This window comes from Actinomyces ruminis (genome assembly GCF_002154335.2).
Lineage (GTDB): Bacteria > Actinomycetota > Actinomycetes > Actinomycetales > Actinomycetaceae > Actinomyces > Actinomyces ruminis.
Map to the genome: position 1 here is coordinate 70912 of NZ_MTPX02000075.1, position 23480 is coordinate 94391.

Here is a 23480-nt window from a genome sequence, read left to right on the forward strand (position 1 = left end):
GGCCCGGGAACACGTCACTCAACTAGCCCGCGAGTGACCGTGTCGGCCATGAGCCGCCCGCGCAGGGTTAGCACGGCGCGGCCGGCCATGGCGGCGGCGCCGTCAAGCAGCCCCTGGGCCACGTACTGACCCACCACGGGCACGAGCCGCCGCGGGGCGCCCGACGCCGTCGTCTCCTCCCCCAGCCGCGTCAGGCTCCGCAACTCCAGGCCCTCACGCATGCGAATGCCGAGCATGACCCGCTCCAATTCTCGCGAATCAGCATCGACTACCTCATGCCCCGCGACGGCAGCCGCCCGTCCGCCACCTGCCCGGCCCAGGCCACCGGGTGCTTGACGTTCCACAGGCGCACGTCCCCCAGGTGGCTGTGCGCCCCCGGGCCGGCACCCCACCAGTCCCAGTCGCGCCAGTAGGCCTGGTTGTGCAGGCACGCGTGCCCGGGCCGCGCCCAGTTGGAGATCTCGTACCACTCGTAGCCGGCTCGCCCCAGCACCTGGTCGGCCAGTTCGTACTTGGCGGCCTCGTCGTCGTCGGTGGGCAGGGGCAGTTCGCCGCGGCGCACCTGCGTCCACATGCGGGTGCCCTCCTCAATCACCAAAGCGTAGGCGCTCAGGTGGTCCGGGCCGATCTCCACCGCCGCCTCCAGGGAGCGGCGCCAGTCCTCCAGGGACTCCCCCGGGGTTCCGTAGATCAGGTCCAGGCTGGTCGCCAATCCGACGCCCCGCGCCCAGGCCACCACCTGTGGCACCCGCTCGGGGGTGTGGGTGCGGTCCAGGGTGCGCAGCACGTGCGGCACCGCCGACTGCATGCCGAAGGACACCCGGGTGAAGCCGGCCTGCGCCAGGGCGGCCAGGTAGCGTTCGTCAACGGTCTCCGGGTTGGCCTCCGTGGTCACCTCGGCGCCGTCGACCAGCCCCCAGGTCTGACGCACCAGGGTCAGCATGCGGGCCAGGTCCCCGGCGGGCAGCATGGTGGGGGTGCCACCGCCGACGAACACGGTGCGGGCCGCCCGCTGCTCCAGGCCGGCCCGGTCCATGCCGGTGCGGGCCAGGCGCAGCTCGTCGGCGAGCGTATCCACGTAGTCACCCGCCGACGCCCCGCCACCCATGGCCAGGTTCGTGTAGGTGTTGAAGTCACAGTAGCCGCAGCGCACCCGGCAGTAGGGCACGTGCAGGTACACCGAGAACGGCCGCTCCCGCAGCGTCTCCTCCCCGGTGCCCGACGACGTCGCCCGGACCCGTGCGGGCAACTCGCCCGCTCCGGGCAGGGGTTCCCCGTCGGGCTGAGCCGGACTCAAAAGGGCACCGCCTCACGCCGGGGAGGCACCCAGATCTCCCCCGTGCGCACCGCGGTCAGGTCACGGATGGTGCGCCCAGCGCGGGTGCCCTTGTCCTCGAAGCGGGTCAGCACCCGCCCCGCATAGCGTTGCGACCAGCCGCCCCGCACACCTGCGGGAGAGCCGGGATCGGGGCCGTTGCCGAGGCTGCCCTCCTCGGCGGTGTCGGCGCCCAGGTCGGGTTGCGCCCCGGCGTCGGGGTAGCGGAAATACGGCCCGGTGGAGTCGGACTCAATGCCCTCGGGCAGGGCGGAGGCGGCCTCCAGCACATCGCGCATCTGCCAGGCGTAGTCCGCCCAGTCGGTGGCCAGCCGCCACACTCCGCCCGGGCGCAGCACCCGGGCCACGGAGTCGGCGAAGGCGGAGTTGACCAGGCGGCGCTTGCGGTGGCGGGGCTTGCGCCACGGGTCCGGGAAGAACACCCACACCTCGCTGGCGCAGCCCACCGGCAGGGCGGTAGCCAGCAGCTGAGCGGCGTCGGCGGGCACCACCCGCAGGTTGCGCAGGCCCGCCTTGGCGGCACCGGCCACCAGCTTGGCGATCGCCGTCTCCCAGGCCTCCACCGCCAGGTGATCCACCCCCGGGTGGGCGGCGGCGTGGGCGAGGATCGCCTCACCCGAGCCGGAACCCACCTCCACGATCAGCGGGCGCAGCTGGCCGACATGGCCGAAAGCGGCGGCCGGGTCCAGACGGAAGGCCGGATCGACGGTGCGGATCGCGTCGGCGCGCGGCACGTCAATGACGTAGCGGTCCCCGTAGCGTTCCAGGGCGCGGACCTGTGATTCGGTCAGGCGGCCCCCGGCCCGCGAGTACGAGCGCACCCGGGCGCGAATGGCGTGCGAGCGGGGAGGGTGCTGTTGGGGCACTGGACCGGTTCCTCCTGGTTGTGTTCGAATTCGCTCCGGCAGCTCCTGCCGTGGCGCTGCCGGCTCAGGCGACCGGCTCGTGGGCTGCGGTCTGCGCGTAGTGGATGGCGGATACGCCCGCCTCCCCCGGCGTCCGGGCGCACCTGCTCCGGGGCGCAGACGACACCGACGGTTCCCGCCGGGTCGCCGTCGTGGAAGGGCGAGGGCTCGTCCGCATGGCGGCCGTCCGCGCCCGCGTGGGGGCATCCAGGCGGCGCGCCAAGGTGGAGGTCAGTTCCAGACCGGAGCGTCATCGGTCAGAGCGGCCTGAACCGTGCCGGAGGTGACCGGAACGCCGTCTATCCGCTCCGGGGCCCGCTCGTGACCGCTTGCCTCACTCATCTGTACGCTCCTGACCGCCGTGTCCGCCGCTTGCCCACCCTACTGCGTACCATCCGGCCGACCGAGGGGTTTGCGGCTCGCATCACTTTCCGGTGGGCTGGTCCGCGCCCAGCACGGCGATGAAGGCCTCCTGGGGGACCTCCACGCGGCCGACGGCTTCATGCGCTTCTTGCCCTCCTTCTGCTTCTCCAGCAGCTTGCGCTTACGGGTGATGTCGCCGCCGTAGCACTTGGCGAGCATGTCCTTGCGTAGGGCGCGAATGGTCTCGCGGGCAATGATGCGACTGCCCACCGCGGCCTGCACGGGCACCTCGAACTGCTGGCGGGGAATCAGCTCCTTGAGCCTGCGGGTCATCTTCTGCCCGTAGGAGTAGGCGGAGTCCTTGTGGACGATGGCGCTGAAGGCATCCACCTTCTCGCCGTTGAGCAGAATGTCCACCTTGGTCAGATCGGCGCTCTGGGTGCCGTCGGGCTCATAGTCCAGGGAGGCGTAGCCGCGGGTGCGAGATTTCAGGGCGTCGAAGAAGTCGAAGACGATCTCCGCCAGCGGCAGCCGGTAGCGCATTTCCACACGCGTCTCGGACAGGTAGTCCATGCCGAGCATGGTGCCGCGCCGGGCCTGGCACAGCTCCATGATCGCGCCGATGTACTCACTCGGGGTCAGGATGGTGGCGCGCACCACCGGCTCCTGGACGTCGCGGACCTTGCCCTCGGGGAACTCGCTGGGATTGGTGACCGTGTGCACGCTGCGGTCCTCCATGGTGACCTCGTAGACCACGGAGGGGGCGGTGGAGATGATGTCAAGGCTGAATTCGCGCTCCAGGCGCTCGCGGATGATCTCCAGGTGCAGCAGGCCCAGGTAGCCGCAGCGGAAGCCGAATCCGAGCGCCACCGAGGTCTCCGGTTCGTAGGTCAGGGCGGCGTCGTTGAGCTTGAGCTTGTCCAGGGCGTCGCGCAACGCCGGGAAGTCGGAGCCGTCCACGGGGAACAGTCCGGAGAACACCATGGGCTTGGGGTCCTGGTAGCCGGACAGCGGCTCGGTGGCCGGTGCGGCGGCGGAGGTGACGGTGTCGCCGACCTTCGACTGGCGCACGTCCTTCACGCCGGTGATCAGGTAGCCGACTCGCCGGCCCGCAGCCCCCGGGTCGGAACCGGCTCGGGGCTGATGACGCCGATCTCCAGCAGGTCGTGGACGGCGCCGGTGGACACCATCTTGATGCGCTCGCGCTGGTTCAGGGCGCCGTCGACCACGCGCACGTAGGTGACCACACCCCGGTAGACGTCGTACACGGAGTCGAAGATCATGGCACGGGCGGCGCCGTCGGGATCACCGCTGGGGGCGGGGACCGTCTCGACGATCCGGTCCAGCAGCTCGGGCACGCCCGCGCCGGTCTTGCCGGACACGCGCAGGACCTCCTCGGGCTCGCAGCCGATGAGGGAGGCGATTTCCGCCGCGTGACGGTCCGGCTCGGCCGAAGGCAGGTCGATCTTGTTCAGCACCGGATGATGGTCAGGTCACCCTCCATGGCCATGTACAGGTTGGCGAGGGTCTGCGCCTGGATGCCCTGGGCGGCGTCGACCAGCAGCACCGCGCCCTCGCAGGCGGCCAGCGACCGGTTGACCTCATAGGAGAAGTCGACGTGCCCCGGGGTGTCGATCATATTCAGCGCGTAGGCGCGTGTGACGCCGTCGGCGCCTGCGACCGCCCAGGGCATGCGCACGGCCTGGGACTTGATGGTGATGCCGCGCTCGCGCTCGATGTCCATGCGGTCCAAGTACTGGGCGCGCATGTCGCGTGGGGCGACGACGCCGGTGGCCTGGAGCATCCGGTCCGCCAGGGTGGACTTGCCGTGGTCAATGTGCGCAATGATCGAGAAGTTGCGGATCTGGGCCTGCTCGGTGGCCGCGGGGGCGACGGCAGCGGCCTGCTCGGACGTGGGGATCGGTGACACAGAAGCCTTCCATTACGGCGCCTTCGGACCTGAGGCCTGGGCGCAGGACAGAAACCTGGACCAAGTCTCCCACGTGCCGGGCGGAATGCCGCGTCGGCACAGGTGTGATGCCCGACGGCAAGCCTGTCACCTACCGCCCCCACGGATCACCAGCCACCCGCGCCCCAAAGGACGCTCAAGAACCAGCGTGGCGTTACCAAAATCAGTACTCATCGGGTTGGAAATGTTCTTAAGGTCAATGTCCTCCAGCCCATCGGTCTTTGACACATGCGTCGCCTCTGAGTGCTTTTCAATAAGATCGCCAGACACCGCGGTGTAAGTCTCCGTATATTCGCGGATGGCCTGGTCGCTGGCGGTGAACTCGATGATGTACCCCCACCCGCCCGGGTAGGCCTCGGCAAAGTTCACCGCGGGCTCCACCGACACCACCTCAGCACCCTCCGGCAAACTACCACCATCGATCGCCAGGATCTCATCCAGGTGCTCCACATCCGCCGGGCACGGAGCCCCCACCTGCACCCCAGCAGCACTCGCCGACGCAGACGCCCTAGCCTCGGACCTCTCAACCTGCACACTAGAAAGAAACAAGTACCCCACCGCAAAAAGCACCCAAAACGCCCCAATCCCCACCAACACGGCAACCACAACAAGCAACTGCCGACCAGTCACCTCCTCACCACCCACAACCGGCCGCCTAACCCTCACGACCCGCTCCCATGCAACACCGAAAAACCACCCGACATGTCATACTCCTGAGCCAAACCAGCGCGATGCAGTTCCTGGAGCTGGCTATCTTTAACGTTGAAAGGACCGATCTGCGTCGACTTGTCCCCGTCCCAGTTGTACCGGTCCGCCACGTGAACACGGTAGTCATAGGAATAGGTCCACTCCGGATTGTCGGCCGTGGGTGGGTAGACCGTGACAGTCCCATCCGTCGCGTAGTTACAGCCACCCGTGGCATAGAACCAGTTCTGATCCTCCTCCGCTCTGATGTAGTACCCCTCCCACTCAGTGGTGAAGGGGTAGGTGACCGGCCCGGTCACGCCCGAGACCTCAGCATCATTACGCGCCGCCTCCGCCATAGCTTCAACGGCTTGCTGCGTTTTTGTATTCAACCCGTCAACATCTTCCAGCATACGGTCGGCGTCCAGTTCCTGCGGTTCCCCGCTGTTCCCCAGGTAGTGCAGCAGGTTTCTTGACGCGTCCGGCCAGTCCGAGGCCTTGGCAACCGCGCCGATCATGGCCGCATCGTGGACAAGATGATCAAACGGATCCGCTGGCCGACTCCCGTATTGCCCGGACCCCTCCTTGGCGGTATCCCCCGGATAGACCCAGGGGGTCACCCCCGGCATTTCAGCATGTTCTCCAGGTACCGGGTCGCCGAGCTCTGTCTTGCCCTGCGTCTCGGGATCATTATTCCCACTCCTGCGGTTGCTCTCCGTTTTCCTATCGCTGTCATCCGTCTTCCTGCGACTGTCCTCTTTGTCCCGAGGATCAGTCCACTGCCGTCCCGACCGGGCCTGGTCCGGGCTGTCATAGCTCGAGCCAGCCAGGACGGTGGCATAGTCCTCATCGACCTGAGTGGCCAAGGTCAGAGTAGAGGAGACCATCTCCTCCAGCTCGACGGCGTGGGCCTGGGCCCGGGCGGCCTCCACCATGGCCCCGCCCAGGCCCACGGCGACCATCCTCACCGGGCCTACCGCCGCTGCCACGGCGCTTCCGGTGGCCTTCTCTGCACCGCTGTCAGCCGCCTCGGCCAGGGACACCGAAACCGAGCCGTCAGCGCCCAGCGTCAGGTAGGGGTGCTCAGCAGCGAAGTCCTGGCAGGCCAGTACCCTGCGCCGTACCTGGGTCACACCCTCGCAGGCGTCGGCGGTGGCACGCGTGAGGACTCCGATCCGCTCGGTCATCTCGGAGTGAGCGGCTGTGCACCGGTGCAGCGCACCAAGCGCGGCCTCCACGCTGGGGGCCCGCGAGATCACCCGCGAGCTCGCGGCTTGCGCATCATCCCCCATCTCCGCCATGGAGGTATGCAGTCTCCTCAGCCCATCCGAGGCGTCGGCCAGCGGCTCAGGGGCCCAGGTCAGGACCTCACTCCACGTCGTCATCTCACATCAGCCCCCTGGCGCGCGCCCACTGGTTCGCTGAGGCCGATGGCACAGCAGCCCCCAGTGCTGCGGCCCCCTGGGCCACGAACTCGTCATTGCACCGGTGGGCGGACGCCAGGTCCCGGACGCCCTCACCCACATTCCCGTAGCGGCTTCCCAGGGACGTCCTGCGGCTCTCCAGCCTGGCCGCGGCGGTTCCGGCACTCCCCGAACTCAGCGAGCCCGGCATGGCCGCGCCGATGCTCTCGAAGGGACCAGAGGTGTCCAGGGCGCCGACCGCGTCACGAAGCTCCTCCAGGGAGGAGGCCAGCATCTCCAGATCACCGCCGACGATATGGATATCCGCATCCGCCACGAAAACCTCCAGAGCTTCAAGGAATTAGGCCGCCCGCAGAACACCCATAAGTGAACCGGACGCAAGACAACCACTGTGACCTGCCCGCGTCAAGAGCGTGATCACAATGAGCGCACCGCCCGGACGGGACAGCCCACTGTCTTGCTCCTCACTGACGGAACCACGGCCGCACCACCTGCTCGAAGCACTCCAGGGCGGCGGCGATGGTGCGGTCCATGTCCAGGTACCGGTAGGAGCCCAGGCGCCCGCCGAAGGCGACCCGCTGCGCTTCCAACTCGGCCGTCAACTGCCGGTAGCGGGCCAGCCGCTCGCGGTCCGTCGGCGTACCCACCGGGTAGTAGGGCTCGTCGTCGGCGGTGGCCATACGCGAGTACTCCCGCATAATCACGGTGGCGTCGTCGGAATGGGAACGCTCGGGGTGGTAGTGGTGAAACTCGTGCACCCGCGTGTAGGGAACGTCGGCGTCGGGGTAGTTGATGACAGCGGTGCCCTGATGGTCGCCGGTGGGCAGGACGAGTGTCTCGAAGTCGAGAGTGCGCCAGGTCAGCGCGCCGCAGCGGTAGTCGAAGAACCGGTCCACGGCGCCGGTGTAGACCACCGGCGCCCGCCCCACACAGGCGTCACGGCGCAGCGGACCGTCGTCCGCCAGGAAGTCCTCCCCCAGCCGCAGCTCGATGCGCGGGTGGTCGAGCATCCGCTCGATCCACGCCCCATAGCCGCTGGTGGGGATACCCTCGTAACGGTCGGAGAAGTAGCGGTTGTTGTAGCTCAGGCGCACCGGCAGACGGGTGATGATGGCGGCGTCCAGCTCGGTGGGGTCGGTCTGCCATTGCTTGGCGGTGTAACCGCGGATGAAGGCCTCGTACAGGGGACGACCGATCAGGCTGATGGCCTTCTGTTCTAGGTTGGCGGGTTCTCCGGTGATCTCGGCAGCGTGCTCGGCAATCAGCCCCCGGGCCGCCTCCGGGCCAAGGGCGGTGCGGAAGAACTGGTTGATGGTGCCCAGGTTGATGGGCAGCGGGTAGACCTCACCGGCATGATTGGCGTAGACGTGGTGGCGGTAACCGTTGAAGGCGGTGAACCGGTTAGCGTAAGCCCACACCTGCTCATTGGAGGTGTGGAAGATATGTGACCCATAGCGATGCACCTCGATGCCGGTGTCCGGGTCCCGGTAGGAGTAGGCGTTGCCGCCCGCATGATCGCGGCGCTCGACCACGACCACGTGCACGCCCAGTTCCTCAGCGGCGCGCTGAGCGATCGTGGCGCCGAAGAGCCCCGAACCGACCACCACTAGATCCGCTCGCATCGTTTACGCCCTCCGTCGTCGTTCGGCAGGATCGCCTCGCCGATCGGCCACCGATCGTGAACGCCTCCAGGACCGCAGCCCGCCTACGGCGCCGGTACACTAGCATGGTTGTAACCGTTACTTTCGGTGCTCATGAGAACGCTCGATTCTGATGTCTCTCTGACCGTCGCGCACCCCTGTGCCGTCGGTATCAGCGCCCATGCACCGTAACCCGCAGCCGCAGCCGCCGATGAAAGTGAATACGAGCATCCACTCCACACTCCGCATTGGCGTCGTTGAAGACGACGCCCGCCACCGCCGCGTCCTTTCCGACTATCTCGCACGCTTCGGCCACGAGCGGGGCCTGGAGCTGCAGGTCTCCACTTTTGAGGACGGCCAGGCCCTCCTGAACGGCTTCCGCCCCGTCTACGACATCCTCCTGCTGGACATCCGCATGAAGAGCACAGACGGTCTTGCCCTCGCCCGGGCGGTACGTCGCACCGACCCGGATGTCGTCATCATCTTCATCACCGTTGCCCAGCAGTACGCGATCAACGGCTACGAGGTCTTCGCCCTCGGCTACCTGGTCAAGCCCTTCCCCTACGCCTCCCTGGCACGTGAGCTGAGCCGCGCCGTGGATGTGCTGGAGCGACGGGAGACCGCCGACGTGGTGCTGAAGGACGGACAGGGGCTGAGGCGCGTTCCCGTACGCGACATCGTTTACCTGGAGTCCTCCGGTCACCGCCTTCAGGTGCACCTGACTGACGGCACCATCACTATGACCGGTTCGCTCAAGCAGATGGAGCCGCAGCTGGTGCCGCACGGGTTCTTCCGGTCCAATTCCTGCTACATCGTCAACCTGCGGCACGTGGTAGGGGTACGGGAGCAGGAGTCCGTGATGAGTACCGGCCAGACGCTGCGCATCTCCCGGCCCCGTAAGAAAGAGTTCATGCGCGCCCTGACCGAGCACGTTTCCGGAACGCTCACGTGATCCAGGATGCGCTGCCGGACATCCCCCGGCTGTGGACAGCATTGGCCGAGTGGGGCGCATGCCTGCTGTATGTGCTGGCCACCTGGAGGCCGCAGGACTCTCGACGCCGCGGCGTGGTGGTGATGGCTGCGGCCCTGCCGGCGTTGGGCGTCTACCAGGCGCTTGCTGAGCGCCTGCCGATCTCATTGTGGCTGTTGGGCATGCTGGGGGCGGTGACCGCCATGTGGGGGGTGCTGCATCTGGCTCTGAATGGGTCGCTGCGGAGATCCACCTACCTGGTGGTGCGGGCCTTCGTGGCCGCCGAGTTGGTGGCGTCCCTGGAGTGGCAGTTGGAGCTGTTCATCCTCCACGACCGCGCCGGCACGGTCTGGGCCGCGCCATTGACCATCGCCGTTGACGGCGTCGCCCTGGGTGTGGTCTACCTGCTGGAGCGTCCCCGGTTCCGCACCGACGTGGTGCCAACCGTCGCCACCGTGGCCGGGGCGGCCGCAATCGCCGCCATTACCTTCGCCATGTCCAACCTCAGCTTCCTGAGCACGGCCACGCCCTTCTCCGGACGGCTGGGGTCAGAGGTCTTCTACATCCGCACACTGGTGGACCTGTGCGGCTTCATCATCCTGTACGCCCAGCGGGAGGTCGACCTGCAGAACCGTGCAAGCGTCGAGCTGGCCACCTCTGAGGCGCTGCTGCGCTCGCAGTACGAGCAGTACCTGACCTCCAAGCGGGCGATTGACATCGTCAACCGCAAGTACCACGACCTGCGGCACATGATCGCGTCGGTGCGCGCCGAGCCGGATCCCACGGTGCGACTGGATCGGCTCGGCGAATTGGAGGCGTCCGTGCGCCCTTACGAAGTATTCGTGCGCACCGGCAGCCCCGTGCTCGACGTCATCCTCACCGACCGGGAGCAGGCCTGTCTGGAGGCCGATGTCACCATGACCACGATCGCCGACGGCGCCGCGCTCACCTTCATGACTGCCGCGGATCTGGCCACGCTGGTCGGCACCGCCCTGGACCACGCCCTCGAAGCCGTCGCTCGCATCGATGACACCGGTGACCGCTGGATTCGTCTGGACGTGCGCACCCACCGTGGCTTCGTCCTGCTGGAGGTGGAGAATCCGGCAGCGGTAGCGGCGGTCGAGACGGCCGCCCGTAAGCGTCGTTCCGCCGCCGGAACGGGTGCGGGGTCACGCGGATCGGGTCTGAACGCCATCCGGGCCGCGGCGCAGACCTACGGCGGCCAGGTCACCGCCGGAGAGAGTTCTCAGGGCACCTTCCTGCTGCGCGTACTCCTGCCACTGCCCGCCGATTCTCCCCACCGAGACCGGCACTTGTAGCGCATCGGGACCGGCATCAGTGACGTGCCCAGTCGCAGACGTTCGCCCATCACACGTCCCAGGTATCAGTGACCGGATACCAGTCACCGGATGTAACAACCTCAGTTCAGGGCGAGCACCCGGCGGGCCACCTGATAGCCGGCCACCGGCACCCAGTTGCCGGGGCGTCCGGGTAGCGTCATCAGCCGTCCCATTGCTGAAGCCCGCACCCGCCGCGCTATATCCGGCCGGGTGGTGTCCAGGCGCTCCCACAGCTGCTGCTTGATGGCCAGGTTGCGCGGCGTGCGCGAGCGCAGCGCCATGGTGGTGATGACCACCGCGCTCATGGTGTAGATGTGCACCAGGTAGCGCAGGAGGGCCTCCGGGACCTCGCCCGCGCGGGGCATCGCCTCCAGCATGAGCGCATTGACCCGGTCGTGCTGATCCAGGCGTGCCACGATCACGTCGTCGGCGACTGACTGCCCTGCCCGACCCACCGTGTAGTAGTACAGGTCGAGGTCCAGGTAGATCAGCGTTCTCACCTGCCGCAGCGGCTCGAAGGCGAACAGGTTGTCCACGTAGAAGCAGTGCTCGGGCAGTCGCAGCCCGGAATGCTCCAGCACCTCCCGCCGGTAGGCGAGGGAGTGCATCATCAGGTACTGGTCGGGGCGGAAGCGTCCGACGTCATTCCAGTTGCCGATGCGCCCGACCGGGAGCAGTCCCCGGAAGCGCACCACGTGGCGGCCGGGTCGGATTCCACGGGGGCCCCGGCGGGCGGGGCCGTGGCTCAGGCGGTACCAGGAGGGTGTGCCCTCGCGGACGTACACGAAGTTGGTTACTACCAGGTCCGGCTCGGTGCCCTCCTGCCGCCAAGAGCGCAGGGCGGCCAGTAGGGCGCGCAGAGCTCCAGGGTCGATGGCGTCGTCGGCGTCACACACCTTCAGCCAGGTGCCATGTGCCGCGGCGACGCCGGTATTGATGGCACCGCCGTGGCCCTTGTTGGCCTGGTGGATGACCTCGATGGCCGTGTGCGCCTGGGCGTAGGCGTCGGCGAGGGGACCGGTGCCGTCCGTGGCGCCGTCGTCGACGACAATGATCTCCAGGGCACCGCCCCCGTCGTCGGCGGCCACGAGACTGGACAGGCAACGGCCCAGACAGTCCTCGGCGTTATAGGCGGGGACAACGACCGTCAAAAGGGGGCTGGCGGGCACCGCGCGGGTCTCCTTGATCTACGGAGTCGGCCAAGGTATCGCGGTTGCCGGGCAGGTGCCCGACCCGTACCCGGGCCCTCCTGGTGTTTAACGTGTATGACACTACCGGACCGTGGCCCGGCTCAGCGTGCCGACGTTGCCTCGGCCCCCTCCGGCTGCGCATCCGCATCCTCGGGCACGCGCTTGAAGATGACCTTGAAAATGGGGAAGAACACCCAGAAGGAGATGGCCGCGTTGATGATCATGGTGACCACGTCCGCAACGGTCTCGCCGGTGGAAGCACCCAGCGCGCTCTTGCACCAGGAGTAGATGGGCTCCTTGTACAGCACCTGCAGCGCGGCGGCGACGATGGTGATGACCACGTAGGCGACGGCGTACCAGAACGCAGCCTTCCAGATCGAGGAGTTCGACTTGAAGGTGATGGAGCGCTGCGCGAAGAAGTTGATGACCTGGGCGATCAGCAACGTAATCTCCACGGCCAGGAAGTAGGCCAGGCCGCCGCCGGAGCCGTCGGCCTGGATGGGGCCGGCCACGTAGTCGAACAGGTAGACGGGACTGCCGCCGGAGGAGCCGACCGGCAGGAACTGGAAGGTGGTGCCCTGCAACGAGGTGAATCCGAAGATCCACCGGAATACCGGCATCAGGATGAGCTGCAGCACCGTGACGCCGTTGGACAGGATGAAGAAGACGATGAACTGGGCGATGGTCTCGTGGCGCTCCTCGAAGCGGCGCCACCAGGCGGCGATCGTTTTCATTAGAGGTCTCGGTCTCTCTTATCGGGGGAACTGGATGGATGGGCCACAGGCCTTGGGGCGCGGATTCGAAGGCGGATTCAGCGAGGGGAATCGAGCTGCCGCTGGGTGGTCTTGTCCTGCCTGCGGTTGCGGAAGAAGCCGCCTACGACGGTGCGCGCCCCGCGCAGGCCGTGGCCGCCCACGAAGTCGACGATGCCGTCGACCATCTCGGCCGATACCAGGCCGCCGGTCATCTTGCCCATGGCGCGCAGCGGCATGTTGAGCATGAACAGGATGTTCAGATCGGGCTTACCGGAGGCCTCGGCCTTGGCCTTGCGCCGCTCCAGCACTTTGACCGCCATCCGGCCGATGCGACTGCGGCCGTGGGCCAGGTCGGAGACCGGGCTGTTGGGGCCGATCCGTCCGGACGTATCCGCCTGTGGCACCGGGCGTCCCAGCAGGGCGGCGAACTCGGCATCGGTCGTCTCGGTGACGGTGCCGTTCAAGTAGTGGCCCAGGGCCGGGTCGGCCGGGGCGATCGGGTCGCCGTCCACCTCCCAGGTGGTCTCGAGCGGCAGGTCCTCCACGTTCCGGCCCACTCGCACCGTCCAGGTGCCCGCCGGGCGCACCCAGCGTCCCTCATTCACCGAGTAGCGGCGGAAGGTGTAGTCGTCGAAGGGGATAGTCACCGTCACCGTCTCCCCCGCCGCCACGGGCACCTTGGCGAAGCCTTCAGCTCCCGGGTCGGTCCCCACACGCCCGCGGGGGCGGTGACGTACAGCTGCACCACCTCGGTACCGTCCACGGCGGAGGTGTTGGTGACCGTCAGGTGCGCGCCGCCCTCGTCCACGCTCAGCCCGGCATATTCGAAGTGGGAGTAGGACAGGCCAAACCCGAAGGGGTGGGCCACCGGTGTGCCGGTGGTGCTGTAGTAGCGGTAGCCGACGTAGGGGCCGTCCTGGTACAGGGCGAGTTCCCCGGTGGCCGGGAACCAGGCGGAGGTGGGGTTGTCCTCGTAGCGGACGGGGTAGGTCTCGGCCAGCCGGCCGGAGGGGTTGACCGCTCCGGTGAGCACCCGCAGTGCGGCGCTGGCGCCGGCCTGCCCAGACAGGCTGGTGTGTACCACGGCCCGGGTGTGTTCCTCCCAGGCGGTCTCCACTGCGGAGCCGGCCGACACGACGGCGACGATGTTCGGGTTGGTCCGGTACAGGGCCTCCAGCAGCCGCGTCTGGACCTGTGGCAGGCGCATGTGGGAGCGGTCCAGGCCCTCGGATTCGGACAGCTCGTCCAGCCCGATGCAGGCCAGGACGACGTCGGCCCGTGCGGCCAGGGCGACCGCCTCGTCGAGTAGGGCCTGGTCGGGGGCGCCCTGCCGGTCGTATCCCTGGGCGTAGCCGACCAGTTCCAGCTCGGCGGCGGCGAGCTCGTCCAGGAGGTTCTCCAGCCGGGTCGGGTTGATCTGGGAGGAGCCGGAGCCTGGTAGCGGGGTGTCTTAGCCATGTCACCGACGACGGCGACGCGCGTGCCGGGGGCCAGCGGCAGGACGCCGTCCTGGTTGCGCAGCAGCACCATGGACTCCTCGGCGACCCGTCGGGCCAGGGCGTGATGGGCCTCGACCTCGATCCGGGGACGGTCGGCCGCAGCGGTGCGGGCCGAGGGTGCGGAGGAGGCCATGGCAATGACCTCTGCCGCACGGGCATAGACGGCCTCACGGCTGATGCGGCCCGCCTCGACGGCGGCTACGACTTCGCGGGCGGAGTGCAGACCGGGCGCGGGCATCTCCAGGGAGGACCCGGCCGCGGCGGCCGCGGCGGCGTCGTTGGAACCGCCCCAGTCGGAGACGACCAGGCCGGTGAAGCCCCACTCCTGGCGCAGGATCTCGGTGAGCAGGTGGCGACTCTCGTTGGCGTAGGTGCCGTTGACCCGGTTGTAGGAGCTCATCAGGGCGCGAGGGGCTGCCTCGCGCACGACGATCTCGAAGGCGGTCAGGTAGATCTCCCGCATGGTGGCCTCGTCCACCACGGAGTCGGAGGCCATGCGGCGCAGCTCCTGGCCGTTGACCGCGAAGTGCTTAGGGGTGGCGGCCACCCCTGGGACTGGATGCCCCGGACGAGTCCGGCGGCCATACGACCGGTGAGGATCGGGTCCTCGGAGTAGTACTCGAAGTTGCGTCCACACAGCGGGGAGCGCTTGATGTTCATTCCCGGCCCCAGCAGCACGTCGACTCCGAGGGCGAGTGCCTCCTGGCCCAGCGCCGCGCCCATCTGCTCGGCCAGCTCCGGGTCCCATGAGTTGGCGACCGTGGCCGCCGTCGGGAAACAGGTGGCGGGCTCCGAGGCGGCGATGCCGAGGTGGTCGCCGCTGCCGAGTTGCCGGCGCACTCCGTGCGGGCCGTCGGAGAGGACGAAGGAGGGTAGTTCCCGTGCGGGCAGGGCGCGCGAGTCCCACTCCGAGGACCCCGAAAGCAGGGCGGCGGCCTCCAAGAGGGTGAGATCCGAGGCGGTGGTAGTCACGGCATGCTCCTTACCTTGACGGGTAGTTAGGATGGCGGGGAGTTGTGCGCGCGGGTTCGGGCAGGTCGCCGGTGGGTGGGGGCGAGGACAGCGTCCTCGCCCCCACCCACCGGGGTATCGATCGCTACTTCTCGGAACTCTCGACGGCGACCGTGGCCTCGGCCCGACGCTTGCGGTAGCGGCGGATGGCCAGCGTCTCAAGGGCGATCAGGCCGATGCCGAGAGCCGCCAGCACACCCCAGGTCAGGTACTCCCAGGAGGCCCGCTGCACCTCCGGCTGGCCATCCTCGTAGATCCACGAGTTGGCCACCGTGTACAGGATGTTGTGCGCGGACTCCCGCATCGCCTGGACGGCGGCCGCGGAGTCGGTGGTCTGGACGTAGTTGACCGTGATGTCCGTGGTCGCAAGCATCATGTCGCCACCGTTGCGGACAAGCTGGTCGGCGTTCTGGTAGCCGTAGCCACCGAAGTAGTCCGTCAGCGTCATGCCCCGGAAGCCCCACTCATCGCGCAGGACGCTCTCCTGCAGGCCGGAGTGGGCGCCGGCGTAGGTGGTGCCGATGTAGTTGAAGGCGGTCATGACCGCACCGGCACCGCCGTCCTTGATCCCGATCTCGAAGGGCTTGAGGTAGATTTCGCGAATCGCCTGCTCGTTTGACCAGGTGGCCAGCATGTTGGTGCGGTTGGTCTCCTGGTCGTTGAGGGCGAAGTGCTTGATGAAGGCGTACACCCCCAGTTCCTTGGCCCCCTGAATCTCCTGGGCATTCTGGGTGCCGGCCAGGACCGGGTCCTCGGAGAAGTACTCGAAGTTACGGCCGGCGTAGGCGTAGCGGTGGGTGTTGGTCGCCGGGGCGTACCAGCCGGCGACGTCCATGTCGTGCGCCATGGTGCCGATGGCGGTGCCGAAGTCGTGCGCCAGCTCCTGGTTCCAGGTGGCGGCCACGGAGACGGCGACCGGTAGGCCGATGGAGCCGACACCGGTGAAGTTGTTGTTCAGTGAGGCGGGGCCGTCCACATCGGACACACGCACCTTGCCGACGGAGTCGACGGCCACCGAGCCGTAACCGCCGTTGGCGATCAGGTTGTTCATGTCGGCGACGGACAGCTGGTCAAGCAGTTGGTCCCACTTCTCATCGTCGTAGTCCAGGCCGTACATGTCGCCCAGGACCAGGCCGTTGTCAGCGCCGGTGACGGGCATCTCGGCGTCGGGGTTCTCCGCGGCGTCCTCGGCGGCAGCGTCGTAGTTGGAGGTGTTGATGAAGGTGTCCTTGTAGTCCTCGCTCAGCTCGTAGGAGGCGGGGGCGGCGGTGGCCTCGTCATAGTTGGCGAAGGCGTCGGCGCGCGACAGGTAGGTGACGTCTCCGGCGGCGGCATCGAACTGGTTCGTGGCGGCTACGGCGTCACCGTTGTGCGTGTTGTCGTCGGAGTCGTAGGTGATGGTCTCATCAACGGTGATCGTCTGGGAGTCGATGACGGTGTGAGAGTCCGAGCGCAGGGAGATCTCGTAGTCACCGGCCTCGAGGACATAGGCCTTGGCCGAGTCGGCGTCGTAAGAGGCCATGTCATCCTCGTCGAAGGTGAGGGTGAGCGTCTCCGAGGCGCCCGGCTCAAGCAGCGTGGTCTTGCCGTAGGCGGCTAGGTTCACGGCAGACTTCTCGATGCCGCCGTTGGTGTAGGGCGCGGTGTAGTAGGCCTCGACGACGTCCTTGCCTGCCACGTCACCGGTGTTGGTGACGGTGACGTCGAAGGAGATCGTGCCATCGTCGGCGTAGGTAACCTCGCCCATCTCCTGGGTGAAGGTGGTGTAGCTCAGGCCGTAGCCGAAGGGGTAAACGACCTGTTCGTCGTAGTCAATGACGCCCTCCACGGCGGCAGTCTCGTACCAGCGATAGCCGACGTAAATGCCCTCGACGTAGTTGACGAAGCCGGGGACCGTGGTGGTGCCGGTGAACTTGGAGGTCTGGGCGTACTCGTCCATATTGGTGTAGTTGAAACCGCCGAAGTTGTTGGCGGCCGGCGAGGACTTGATGTCGTACAGGAAGGTGTCGGGCGTCTTTGCAGACGGGTTCACCTCGCCGTCGAGGATGCGGCCGAGCGCGTTGAAGCCGACCTGCCCGGCGGGCAGAGCCCACACGATGGCATCGACGTCGAGATCGTCGGCAAGCTCACCGAGCTGCATGGCATTGGCGGCGTTGATGACGACTACAACATTCTCAGAAGTGGACTTGGCCAGTTCGATGAGGTCCTTCTCCGGGTTGGTCAGCTCCAAGTAGCCCTGGCCGTCCTCGAAATCGGGCTGGGAGGTGGAGTTGTCCGTGTAGGAGAAGGCGTCGTTGGCAGCTACCTCGGCGTTGACGTCCTGCGGCAGGTCGAAGCCCTCACCGCCGGAGCGGGCGATGACCACAACAGAGGTGTCGGAGAAGGACTCGATGGAGGAGGTGATGGTGTCGGTGTAGGCCTCCGCGGTCGGTTCAGGGAGTGTCCAGTCGGCGGCGTGCATGCCGATCTCGGGACGGTCGGCGCGATACTCCGTGTACATCGCAGTCAGGTCGTCATTAGTGGTGAAGCCGGCATTGTGTAGGCCGTCCAGCAGGGAGGTGGTGGGGTTGTCCGCGTTCAGCGAGCCGGAACCGGTGCCACCGTAGACCGGGTTGGTGGAGGCCCAGCCGAGCACGTTGATCGCCGATCCGTCCTCGAGCGGCAGGGTGGCGTTCTCGTTCTTGAGCAGGACCATGCCCTCATCGGAGATCGTATTGCCGAGCTCCTCAACGGTTGCCTTGGTCTCGTCGGTCAGGGTACCGGAGCCGGAGGACAGGTCCAGAACGGTTTTCAGGCCGCCATACATCATTCCGGTGACGGCCACTGCCACCACGACCACCGCGGCGATCCAGGTGGTGGAGCGCACGAGCTTGCGGGTCGGTTTGTTGAGCCTGCGTACGGCAATGGTGATGACGAGCGCCGCCAGCAGCGCCACGCCGATGGCGATCAGCTGCGGCCGCAGGCTCACCACCACGTTCCAGACGTCGTTCCAGTTGATTGCCAGCACTGTCGGGACACCTCTCTGTGGTCCTCGCATGGGAATGCAAGGGGATGGGGATGCTCACGGACGGGCCTGGCTCCGATCAACCCATGACGCATGGGCGGCTCGGAGCCGCGACCTGTCTGTGATTAACATGCGGTCTAATTCGAACCGATGTCAGCGCGTGATGTTGTCTCAAGCGCTCGATCTGTCGGTTCGGGCGCATAACCTGTCTAAGCCACGGCCCGAGATTACGGAACTGCCCCGGAGGATCCATGGACACCGCACGCATACTCATCATGATTGCCACCTACGCTCTCACCATCATCATGGTGGTGTTGACGCTGCCCCTGCTGCACGGCGGCGCTCGCCCGGACAAGGCCCGCATCACCGAACCCGTGCCCGGGGCGGGGACCACCACCTATGAGTACCCCATCCAGCGCCCCAGCGTGGCGGTCAATATCGGCCTGGTCATCCTGTTCGGCGGTGGCGCGTTGTTCCTCGTTATCCTCGCCCTGCCCGTCGTGTATGGTCTGCAGACTGCCGGGATCTTCGCCGCGTTGGCGCTCCTTAGCGTCGGTTACGGCTGTTACTCCCTGGCCGCCTACCGCAACTGCAGCCTCATCGATGCTCCTACGCTGATCGCTGGCACCGACTGGCGCGGCCGCGCCATACAGATACCCCACCAGGAGATCGCCTCGTTCTCGACCACAGGTCAGTACTCGTCCGTCGTGCAAGATCAGCGCGGGCGGAAACTGCGGCTCAACATGAACTGGTTCTCCGCACCCAACCTGGCCCTCTACCTGCTGCGGGCCACCGCGGAGGGGCGCTTTCCGGGCAAGCATCCGGAGGATCCGCGGGAACTCAACCGGGGCCTGAACCGGGTGCAGTCCGCGCTCAACTTCCAATGCGCCAAGCCCTTGCGTCAGGTCCTGCTCCAGGGACCGGCCGCCAATCCGGGAGCCTTCCGCCGCGACCCCACCGCACCGGAGGGAACCGGCTGGACCGGCCCGGAGTATGAGGCATGGACCGGGGCGGTCAGCACCATCTTCTGGAGCTAGCTCCCGGCCCCCGGCGCGGGGCGCGGACAGCCCACTGTCCGCGCCCCGCGCACCGTCCGGTCGGGTTGCTCGGTCAGTCCTTGATCACCGAGCCGTCCAGGTGCAGGCCGAAGCCGTAGTCGTAGGTGTTGCCGATTGAGTCCGTGTAAGGAGTCAGATCCTTCGGTACGTCCTCCTGGTTGGCCTCCACGGTGTCCATGTCCGCGGGGAACTGGATGGGCAGGCGCCCGTTGGACTCGTGCAGCCCGAGCGCGACCCGGATAAGCGCCTCATCGGCGACGCCGAAGCCGACGACGATGGCGTCAGCACGCGCCTCGAACTCCGTGTGAATCACCGGGTTCGTCGCCTTGAGCGCGACGACGACGGGTATGTCCCTGCCCGAGGCCTCTACCGCGTCGGCGGCACGGTTGAAGGCGTCCAGGTCGGCGCCGTTGGAGATCGCGGAGCTGGCGCCGTAGTAGGAGCGGTTCTCCCGGCTGCCGTCGTCGAGCAGGTCCCCGGAGACCGAGGTGCGCCGGACGTTATCGCCGTCCGCCGTGTAGGTGCCGTACTGGAGGGACAGCGGGTACCAGGTGCCCGCCTCCTCGTCCCAACCCGCCTTGGAAAAGCTGGTGCCGTTGATCGGCGAGCGCATCCCCACCAGCACCAGGTCCACGTCGCTGAGGTCGGGGGCGGTGTAGCCGGTGACGCGGCCCTCGGAGTCATACTCGACCTCGTCGGTGACGACCTTGCCGAAGTACTTGCCTGCGGCCTCGACGTCGATCGAGGGCCCCTCGGTGTACTCGGCCTCGCTGAAGGCGCCGTTGAAGCCGGTGTCGTAGGTCTGCGGGATGTAGACCGTCTTGTCCGACCAGTCCCCCTCCGGGTCCAGAGTGATGGCCCCGTCATTCTTGAGGGTAACAATGGAGTTCAGCTGCGCCTCCTGGCCGGCGGCCACCTTGTCCTGCGAACCCACCTGCGCCTGGGAGGCAGCCAGGTCCAGGAAGGGATTGTCGAAGGCGCCTATGTTGAAGGACATGGTCAGGATGCGGGAGGCTGACTGCTGCCAGCGGGTGCGAGCATCCACCTCCAGCTCCCCGGCCTCGTACGCCTCCTGCCACAGGTCGTAGGCAGCCAGGACGGGTGCGGCATCGTTGTTGCCGCCGAACATGTCGGTGCCGTTCTTGATGATCTCGAAGTGCCGCTCCTCGACGCTCAAGTCCTCCGCTCCCCAGGCGGTAGCGATGACCGGCTCGTCAGGGTCGGTAGTGGCGCGGGTGACGCCCCAGTCGGTGACGACCACGCCCTCGTAGGAGTTGTCCTCGCGCAGCGCGGTGAGCTTGCCGTCGTCGTAGGAGGAGCCCATCCGCTGGGCGTACTCCGGCTCGCCGTCGGCGCCGAGGGTGATGGAGTAGGAGGTCATCACGGCCGCGGAGTCCAGGGCCTGCTGGAACACGGACCAGTGCTCGGCGGAGTTGTCGCCCACCATGACTTCGTACTTGCCGGCGTTGGTGTGGGACTCGCGCCCGCCCTCCCCGGCGCCGTCGCCGGGCCAGTGCTTGATCATGGTGGCCACCGAGTCGGTGCCCCAGGTGGCGTCGCCGTCATCGGCGTAGGTGCCCTGGAAGCCGGCGACGTAGTTGGCTGCCATGGCCCCGGCCATTTCGGCGTCCTCACCGAAGGTGCCGGACACGCGCAGCCACCGGGGCTCGGTGGCCAGGTCGATCTGTGGAGACAAGGCGGTGCCGATGCCGAGGCTCTTGTACTCCTGGGAGGCCATCTGCCCGAACTGGAGCACCGTGTCGGGGTCGAAGGTGGCGGCCAGCCCCAGCGAGCTGGGCCAGCTGGAAATCTCGCCGACCTCGGTGAAGGAGCCGTCTCCGGAGGCGTCCGAGCGCGGGTCGGAGGAGAAGTTGACGGGGATATAGGGGGTGTCGGCGGAGCCCAGGGTCTCCACATAGGCCTGCATCTGGTTGACCCACTGCACGTTGGCGGTCACGTCCGAGCTGCCCGCGTTGAGCACGGCCCGCAGGTAGGACTCGGACAGGTACTCCTGCTGCTCGGCCGTAAGCCCCTCCTCGGGGGCGCGCTCGTGGGAGGAGAAGAGCATCAGCCCGCCATCTGCTCCTTGGACAGGCCGGTGGCGTAGTCGGCGGCGCGCTCGCTGCCCTCCAGGCGCCAGTCCTCGGCCGGGTCGAGTTCGCCGTCACCATCTAGGTCCTTGAAGGCGTAGGTGTACTCGCCGTCGGTCTGCTCGATGATGGACATGCCGCCGTCGGCCGAGTAGCTGAGCACCTGGCCGCCGTTGGGGTTGACGACCCGGGTGAAGTGGGTCTGTCCGTCGTCCAGTTCTTGCGTGATGTAGGTGTTGCCGTTGTTGTCCAATCCGGGGGATGCGGTCGCATCGGCGGTGGATCCGCCGGAGGCGCATCCCGTCAGGGCCAGGGCTGCCGCGACGGTTGCCACGGTCAGACCCCTTCCGTATGTGATCTTCATCGATCTCTCCTTGCAGGGTTTCACAGGGACATCCACCATCATATGAGATGCAGATCACCCTGACGGAGGCGCGGGCGTGATCTGTCAACCGCGACGCATAACCTGCACCGAGACCGCGGCGCTCCCGAACACGCCGCCACGGTCCCGCGATTTGAGACACCCGGGCCAGCTTTTGCCCGCCGACGGGAACGCCCCTACCCTCACGCACGCGACCGCCGTCGGGCGGTGGAGACAGCAAGGAGGCACCCATGCGCACCCCCGCCGAATCAGACACCGTCCTGCCCGGGGCGGCCCCCACCGCCAACCGCGTGCCCACCGGGCCGCTCGGACCCGACGCCCCGGGCTACACGCCTCCCCCGCCCGGTGCGGACGTGCCGCGCGAGACGCTCCTGCCCGCCTACTTCGGGCGCTTCGGCGGCCAGGAGGTCCCCGCCGAGCTGCTGCCCGCCCTTGACGAGCTCGAGGCCGCGTACGCCGAGGCCGTAGCCGACCCCGCCTTCGAGGCGGAGCTGGAGGATCTGCGCGCCACCTACCTGGGCCGGGAGACCCCCATCTTCGAATGCCGTCACCTGCCGCTGACCGGCGGCGCCCGCATCCTGCTCAAGCGTGAGGACCTGGCCCATGGCGGCGCGCACAAGGGGAACAACGCCCTTGGCCAGGCACTGCTGGCCAAGCGCATGGGCAAGCGGCGCCTGATCGCGGAGACCGGCGCCGGCCAGCACGGCACCGCCACCGCCATGGTGGCCGCGCTGATGGGCATGGAGTGCACCATCTACATGGGCGCGCACGACGTCGAGCGCCAGCGCCCGAACGTGGAGCGCATGAAGCTGATGGGCGCCACCGTGGTTCCGGTAGCCGCCGGGCAGGCGGGCCTGAAGGACGCGATCGACGCCGCCCTGGCGGAGTGGTGCACCCGTCTGGAGGACACCTTCTACCTGATGGGGTCGGCCACCGGACCGCACCCCTTCCCCACGATCGTGCGGCACTTCCAGCAGGTCATCTCCGCCGAGTCCCGCCGCCAGGTGCTCGCGCGCTACGGCACTCTGCCCGACGCCGTGATCGCCGCCGTCGGCGGGGGGTCCAATGCGATCGGCGCCTTCGCCGCCTACCTGGATGACCCCTCCGTGCAACTGATCGGCGTGGAGCCTGCCGGACGAGGCCTGGCCACCGGTGAGCACGGCGCCCCCATCAACGCCGGCCGCACCGGAGTGCTGCACGGCATGCGCTCCTTCGTCATGCTCGATGACGACGGCACCGTCCTGCCCTCCCACTCGGTCTCCGCCGGGCTCGACTACCCGTCGGTGGGACCCGAGCACGCTTATCTGGCGGACACCGGGCGGGCCGAGTACGTGGCCGTCACCGACGCCGAGGCGCTGGAGGCCTTCCGCCTGTTGAGTCGGCACGAGGGCATCATCCGGCCATGGAGTCGGCGCACGCGTCGCCCAGGCGCTCAAGCTCGCCCGCGAGCACGCCGAGCGGACGCCCGGCGAGCCCGCACCGCTGCTGCTGGTGAACCTGTCCGGCCGGGGCGACAAGGACATGGACGAGGTGCGTGAGCACCTGACGCTCTAGAGCCGTCCGTCTCAAATTCTCGTCACCGATTTGGCACTGCCGGGCTCCCGTTCTACTGTTCCCCCATGACCGCGTTCCGTACCCGCCAGTGGTGGTGGCTCCCCAATGGGCGAGCCACTCACGCCGCATAGCCGGCGCCGGATCATAAGAGCTCGCCACCAGGCGGGCTCTTCGCATTCGGGGCGGGTTCTGCCGGTGGCACGAACAGGAAGGCACCCCATGACGCTTCCCCCACCCGCCGTGCTGACGCGGTCGGTGCGCTACCAACACGACGGCGGCGCCCTGCTGGATCATTTGGCGCGCCGC

General features: G+C 67.6%; 15 protein-coding genes and 4 pseudogenes. 4 read left to right on the forward strand and 15 right to left on the reverse strand.

Annotation, left to right across the window (positions count from 1 at the left end):
• Nucleotides 1-14: 14 nt before the first annotated feature.
• The 7 genes and pseudogenes from hemW to glf form a co-directional block, all read right to left on the reverse strand.
• Nucleotides 15-1297, reverse strand: a pseudogene (gene hemW / locus BW737_RS13815) (radical SAM family heme chaperone HemW).
• A complete protein-coding gene (trmB, locus tag BW737_RS13820) occupies nt 1294-2202 on the reverse strand; it encodes a tRNA (guanosine(46)-N7)-methyltransferase TrmB (RefSeq protein WP_086614437.1) in 909 nt (302 codons plus the stop codon). The pseudogene hemW and the gene trmB overlap by 4 nt, the downstream one beginning before the upstream one ends.
• A gap of 463 nt (nt 2203-2665) precedes the next feature.
• Nucleotides 2666-4534 (reverse strand): annotated as a pseudogene (gene lepA, locus BW737_RS13830) (translation elongation factor 4).
• Nucleotides 4535-4660: 126 nt separating this feature from the next.
• The gene (locus tag BW737_RS18935) at nt 4661-5239 is read right to left on the reverse strand and encodes a hypothetical protein (protein WP_257210866.1); all 579 of its coding nucleotides are present in this window, start codon (nt 5237-5239) and stop codon (nt 4661-4663) included.
• Nucleotides 5236-6558: a hypothetical protein gene (locus BW737_RS13840; protein ID WP_086614471.1), complete on the reverse strand. Its 1323-nt coding sequence runs from the start codon at nt 6556-6558 to the stop codon at nt 5236-5238. Before BW737_RS13840 ends, BW737_RS18935 begins: the two co-directional genes overlap by 4 nt.
• Before the next feature lie 85 nt (nt 6559-6643).
• Nucleotides 6644-6997, reverse strand: coding sequence for a hypothetical protein (locus BW737_RS13845; protein ID WP_086614438.1), 354 nt, complete (start codon nt 6995-6997; stop codon nt 6644-6646).
• A gap of 148 nt (nt 6998-7145) precedes the next feature.
• Nucleotides 7146-8303 (reverse strand): UDP-galactopyranose mutase, encoded by a 1158-nt coding sequence (gene glf, locus BW737_RS13850; protein ID WP_086614439.1) that lies wholly within the window; start codon nt 8301-8303, stop codon nt 7146-7148.
• A 235-nt stretch (nt 8304-8538) separates the two neighbouring features.
• Here glf and BW737_RS13855 point away from each other — a divergent pair, with 235 nt between their 5' ends.
• Together BW737_RS13855 and BW737_RS13860 are read left to right on the forward strand one after the other, a co-directional pair.
• Nucleotides 8539-9273 (forward strand): LytR/AlgR family response regulator transcription factor, encoded by a 735-nt coding sequence (locus BW737_RS13855; RefSeq protein WP_257210867.1) that lies wholly within the window; start codon nt 8539-8541, stop codon nt 9271-9273.
• On the forward strand, nt 9270-10610 hold the full coding sequence (locus BW737_RS13860; RefSeq protein ID WP_086614441.1) for a GHKL domain-containing protein: 1341 nt from the start codon (nt 9270-9272) through the stop codon (nt 10608-10610). The genes BW737_RS13855 and BW737_RS13860 overlap by 4 nt, the downstream gene beginning before the upstream one ends.
• A gap of 101 nt (nt 10611-10711) precedes the next feature.
• Here BW737_RS13860 and BW737_RS13865 read toward each other — a convergent pair whose 3' ends face one another.
• The 6 genes and pseudogenes from BW737_RS13865 to BW737_RS13880 form a co-directional block, all read right to left on the reverse strand.
• A complete protein-coding gene (locus BW737_RS13865) occupies nt 10712-11800 on the reverse strand; it encodes a glycosyltransferase family 2 protein (protein ID WP_180272231.1) in 1089 nt (362 codons plus the stop codon).
• A gap of 122 nt (nt 11801-11922) precedes the next feature.
• The gene (locus BW737_RS13870) at nt 11923-12555 is read right to left on the reverse strand and encodes a hypothetical protein (RefSeq protein ID WP_086614443.1); all 633 of its coding nucleotides are present in this window, start codon (nt 12553-12555) and stop codon (nt 11923-11925) included.
• A gap of 77 nt (nt 12556-12632) precedes the next feature.
• Complete coding sequence (locus BW737_RS18940; RefSeq protein WP_257210868.1) at nt 12633-13253, reverse strand: fibronectin type III-like domain-contianing protein; 621 nt, start codon at nt 13251-13253, stop codon at nt 12633-12635.
• On the reverse strand, nt 13226-13993 hold the full coding sequence (locus tag BW737_RS18945; RefSeq protein WP_338063942.1) for a glycoside hydrolase family 3 protein: 768 nt from the start codon (nt 13991-13993) through the stop codon (nt 13226-13228). The genes BW737_RS18940 and BW737_RS18945 overlap by 28 nt, the downstream gene beginning before the upstream one ends.
• A gap of 278 nt (nt 13994-14271) precedes the next feature.
• Nucleotides 14272-15047, reverse strand: a pseudogene (locus BW737_RS18955) (glycoside hydrolase family 3 N-terminal domain-containing protein); the annotation flags it as partial.
• A 124-nt stretch (nt 15048-15171) separates the two neighbouring features.
• Nucleotides 15172-18093 carry a glycoside hydrolase family 3 C-terminal domain-containing protein gene (locus BW737_RS13880; RefSeq protein WP_086614444.1) on the reverse strand — a complete coding sequence of 974 codons (2922 nt, stop codon included), beginning with the start codon at nt 18091-18093 and terminating at the stop codon, nt 15172-15174.
• 248 nt (nt 18094-18341) lie between these two features.
• Between BW737_RS13880 and BW737_RS13885 the strand changes: the two genes are divergently transcribed.
• Nucleotides 18342-19127, forward strand: coding sequence for a hypothetical protein (locus BW737_RS13885; RefSeq protein ID WP_086614445.1), 786 nt, complete (start codon nt 18342-18344; stop codon nt 19125-19127).
• A gap of 73 nt (nt 19128-19200) precedes the next feature.
• Here the strand turns inward: BW737_RS13885 and BW737_RS13890 are convergent, their stop codons facing one another.
• Nucleotides 19201-21216 carry a glycoside hydrolase family 3 N-terminal domain-containing protein gene (locus BW737_RS13890; RefSeq protein WP_218961925.1) on the reverse strand — a complete coding sequence of 672 codons (2016 nt, stop codon included), beginning with the start codon at nt 21214-21216 and terminating at the stop codon, nt 19201-19203.
• Nucleotides 21216-21602, reverse strand: a complete 387-nt coding sequence (locus BW737_RS17080; protein ID WP_218961926.1) for a hypothetical protein — start codon at nt 21600-21602, stop codon at nt 21216-21218. Before BW737_RS17080 ends, BW737_RS13890 begins: the two co-directional genes overlap by 1 nt.
• A 257-nt stretch (nt 21603-21859) precedes the next feature.
• On the opposite strand from BW737_RS17080, the pseudogene trpB reads away from it, so the two are divergent.
• Nucleotides 21860-23165: pseudogene (gene trpB / locus BW737_RS13895) on the forward strand (tryptophan synthase subunit beta); the annotation flags it as partial.
• Nucleotides 23166-23480: the final 315 nt, after the last annotated feature.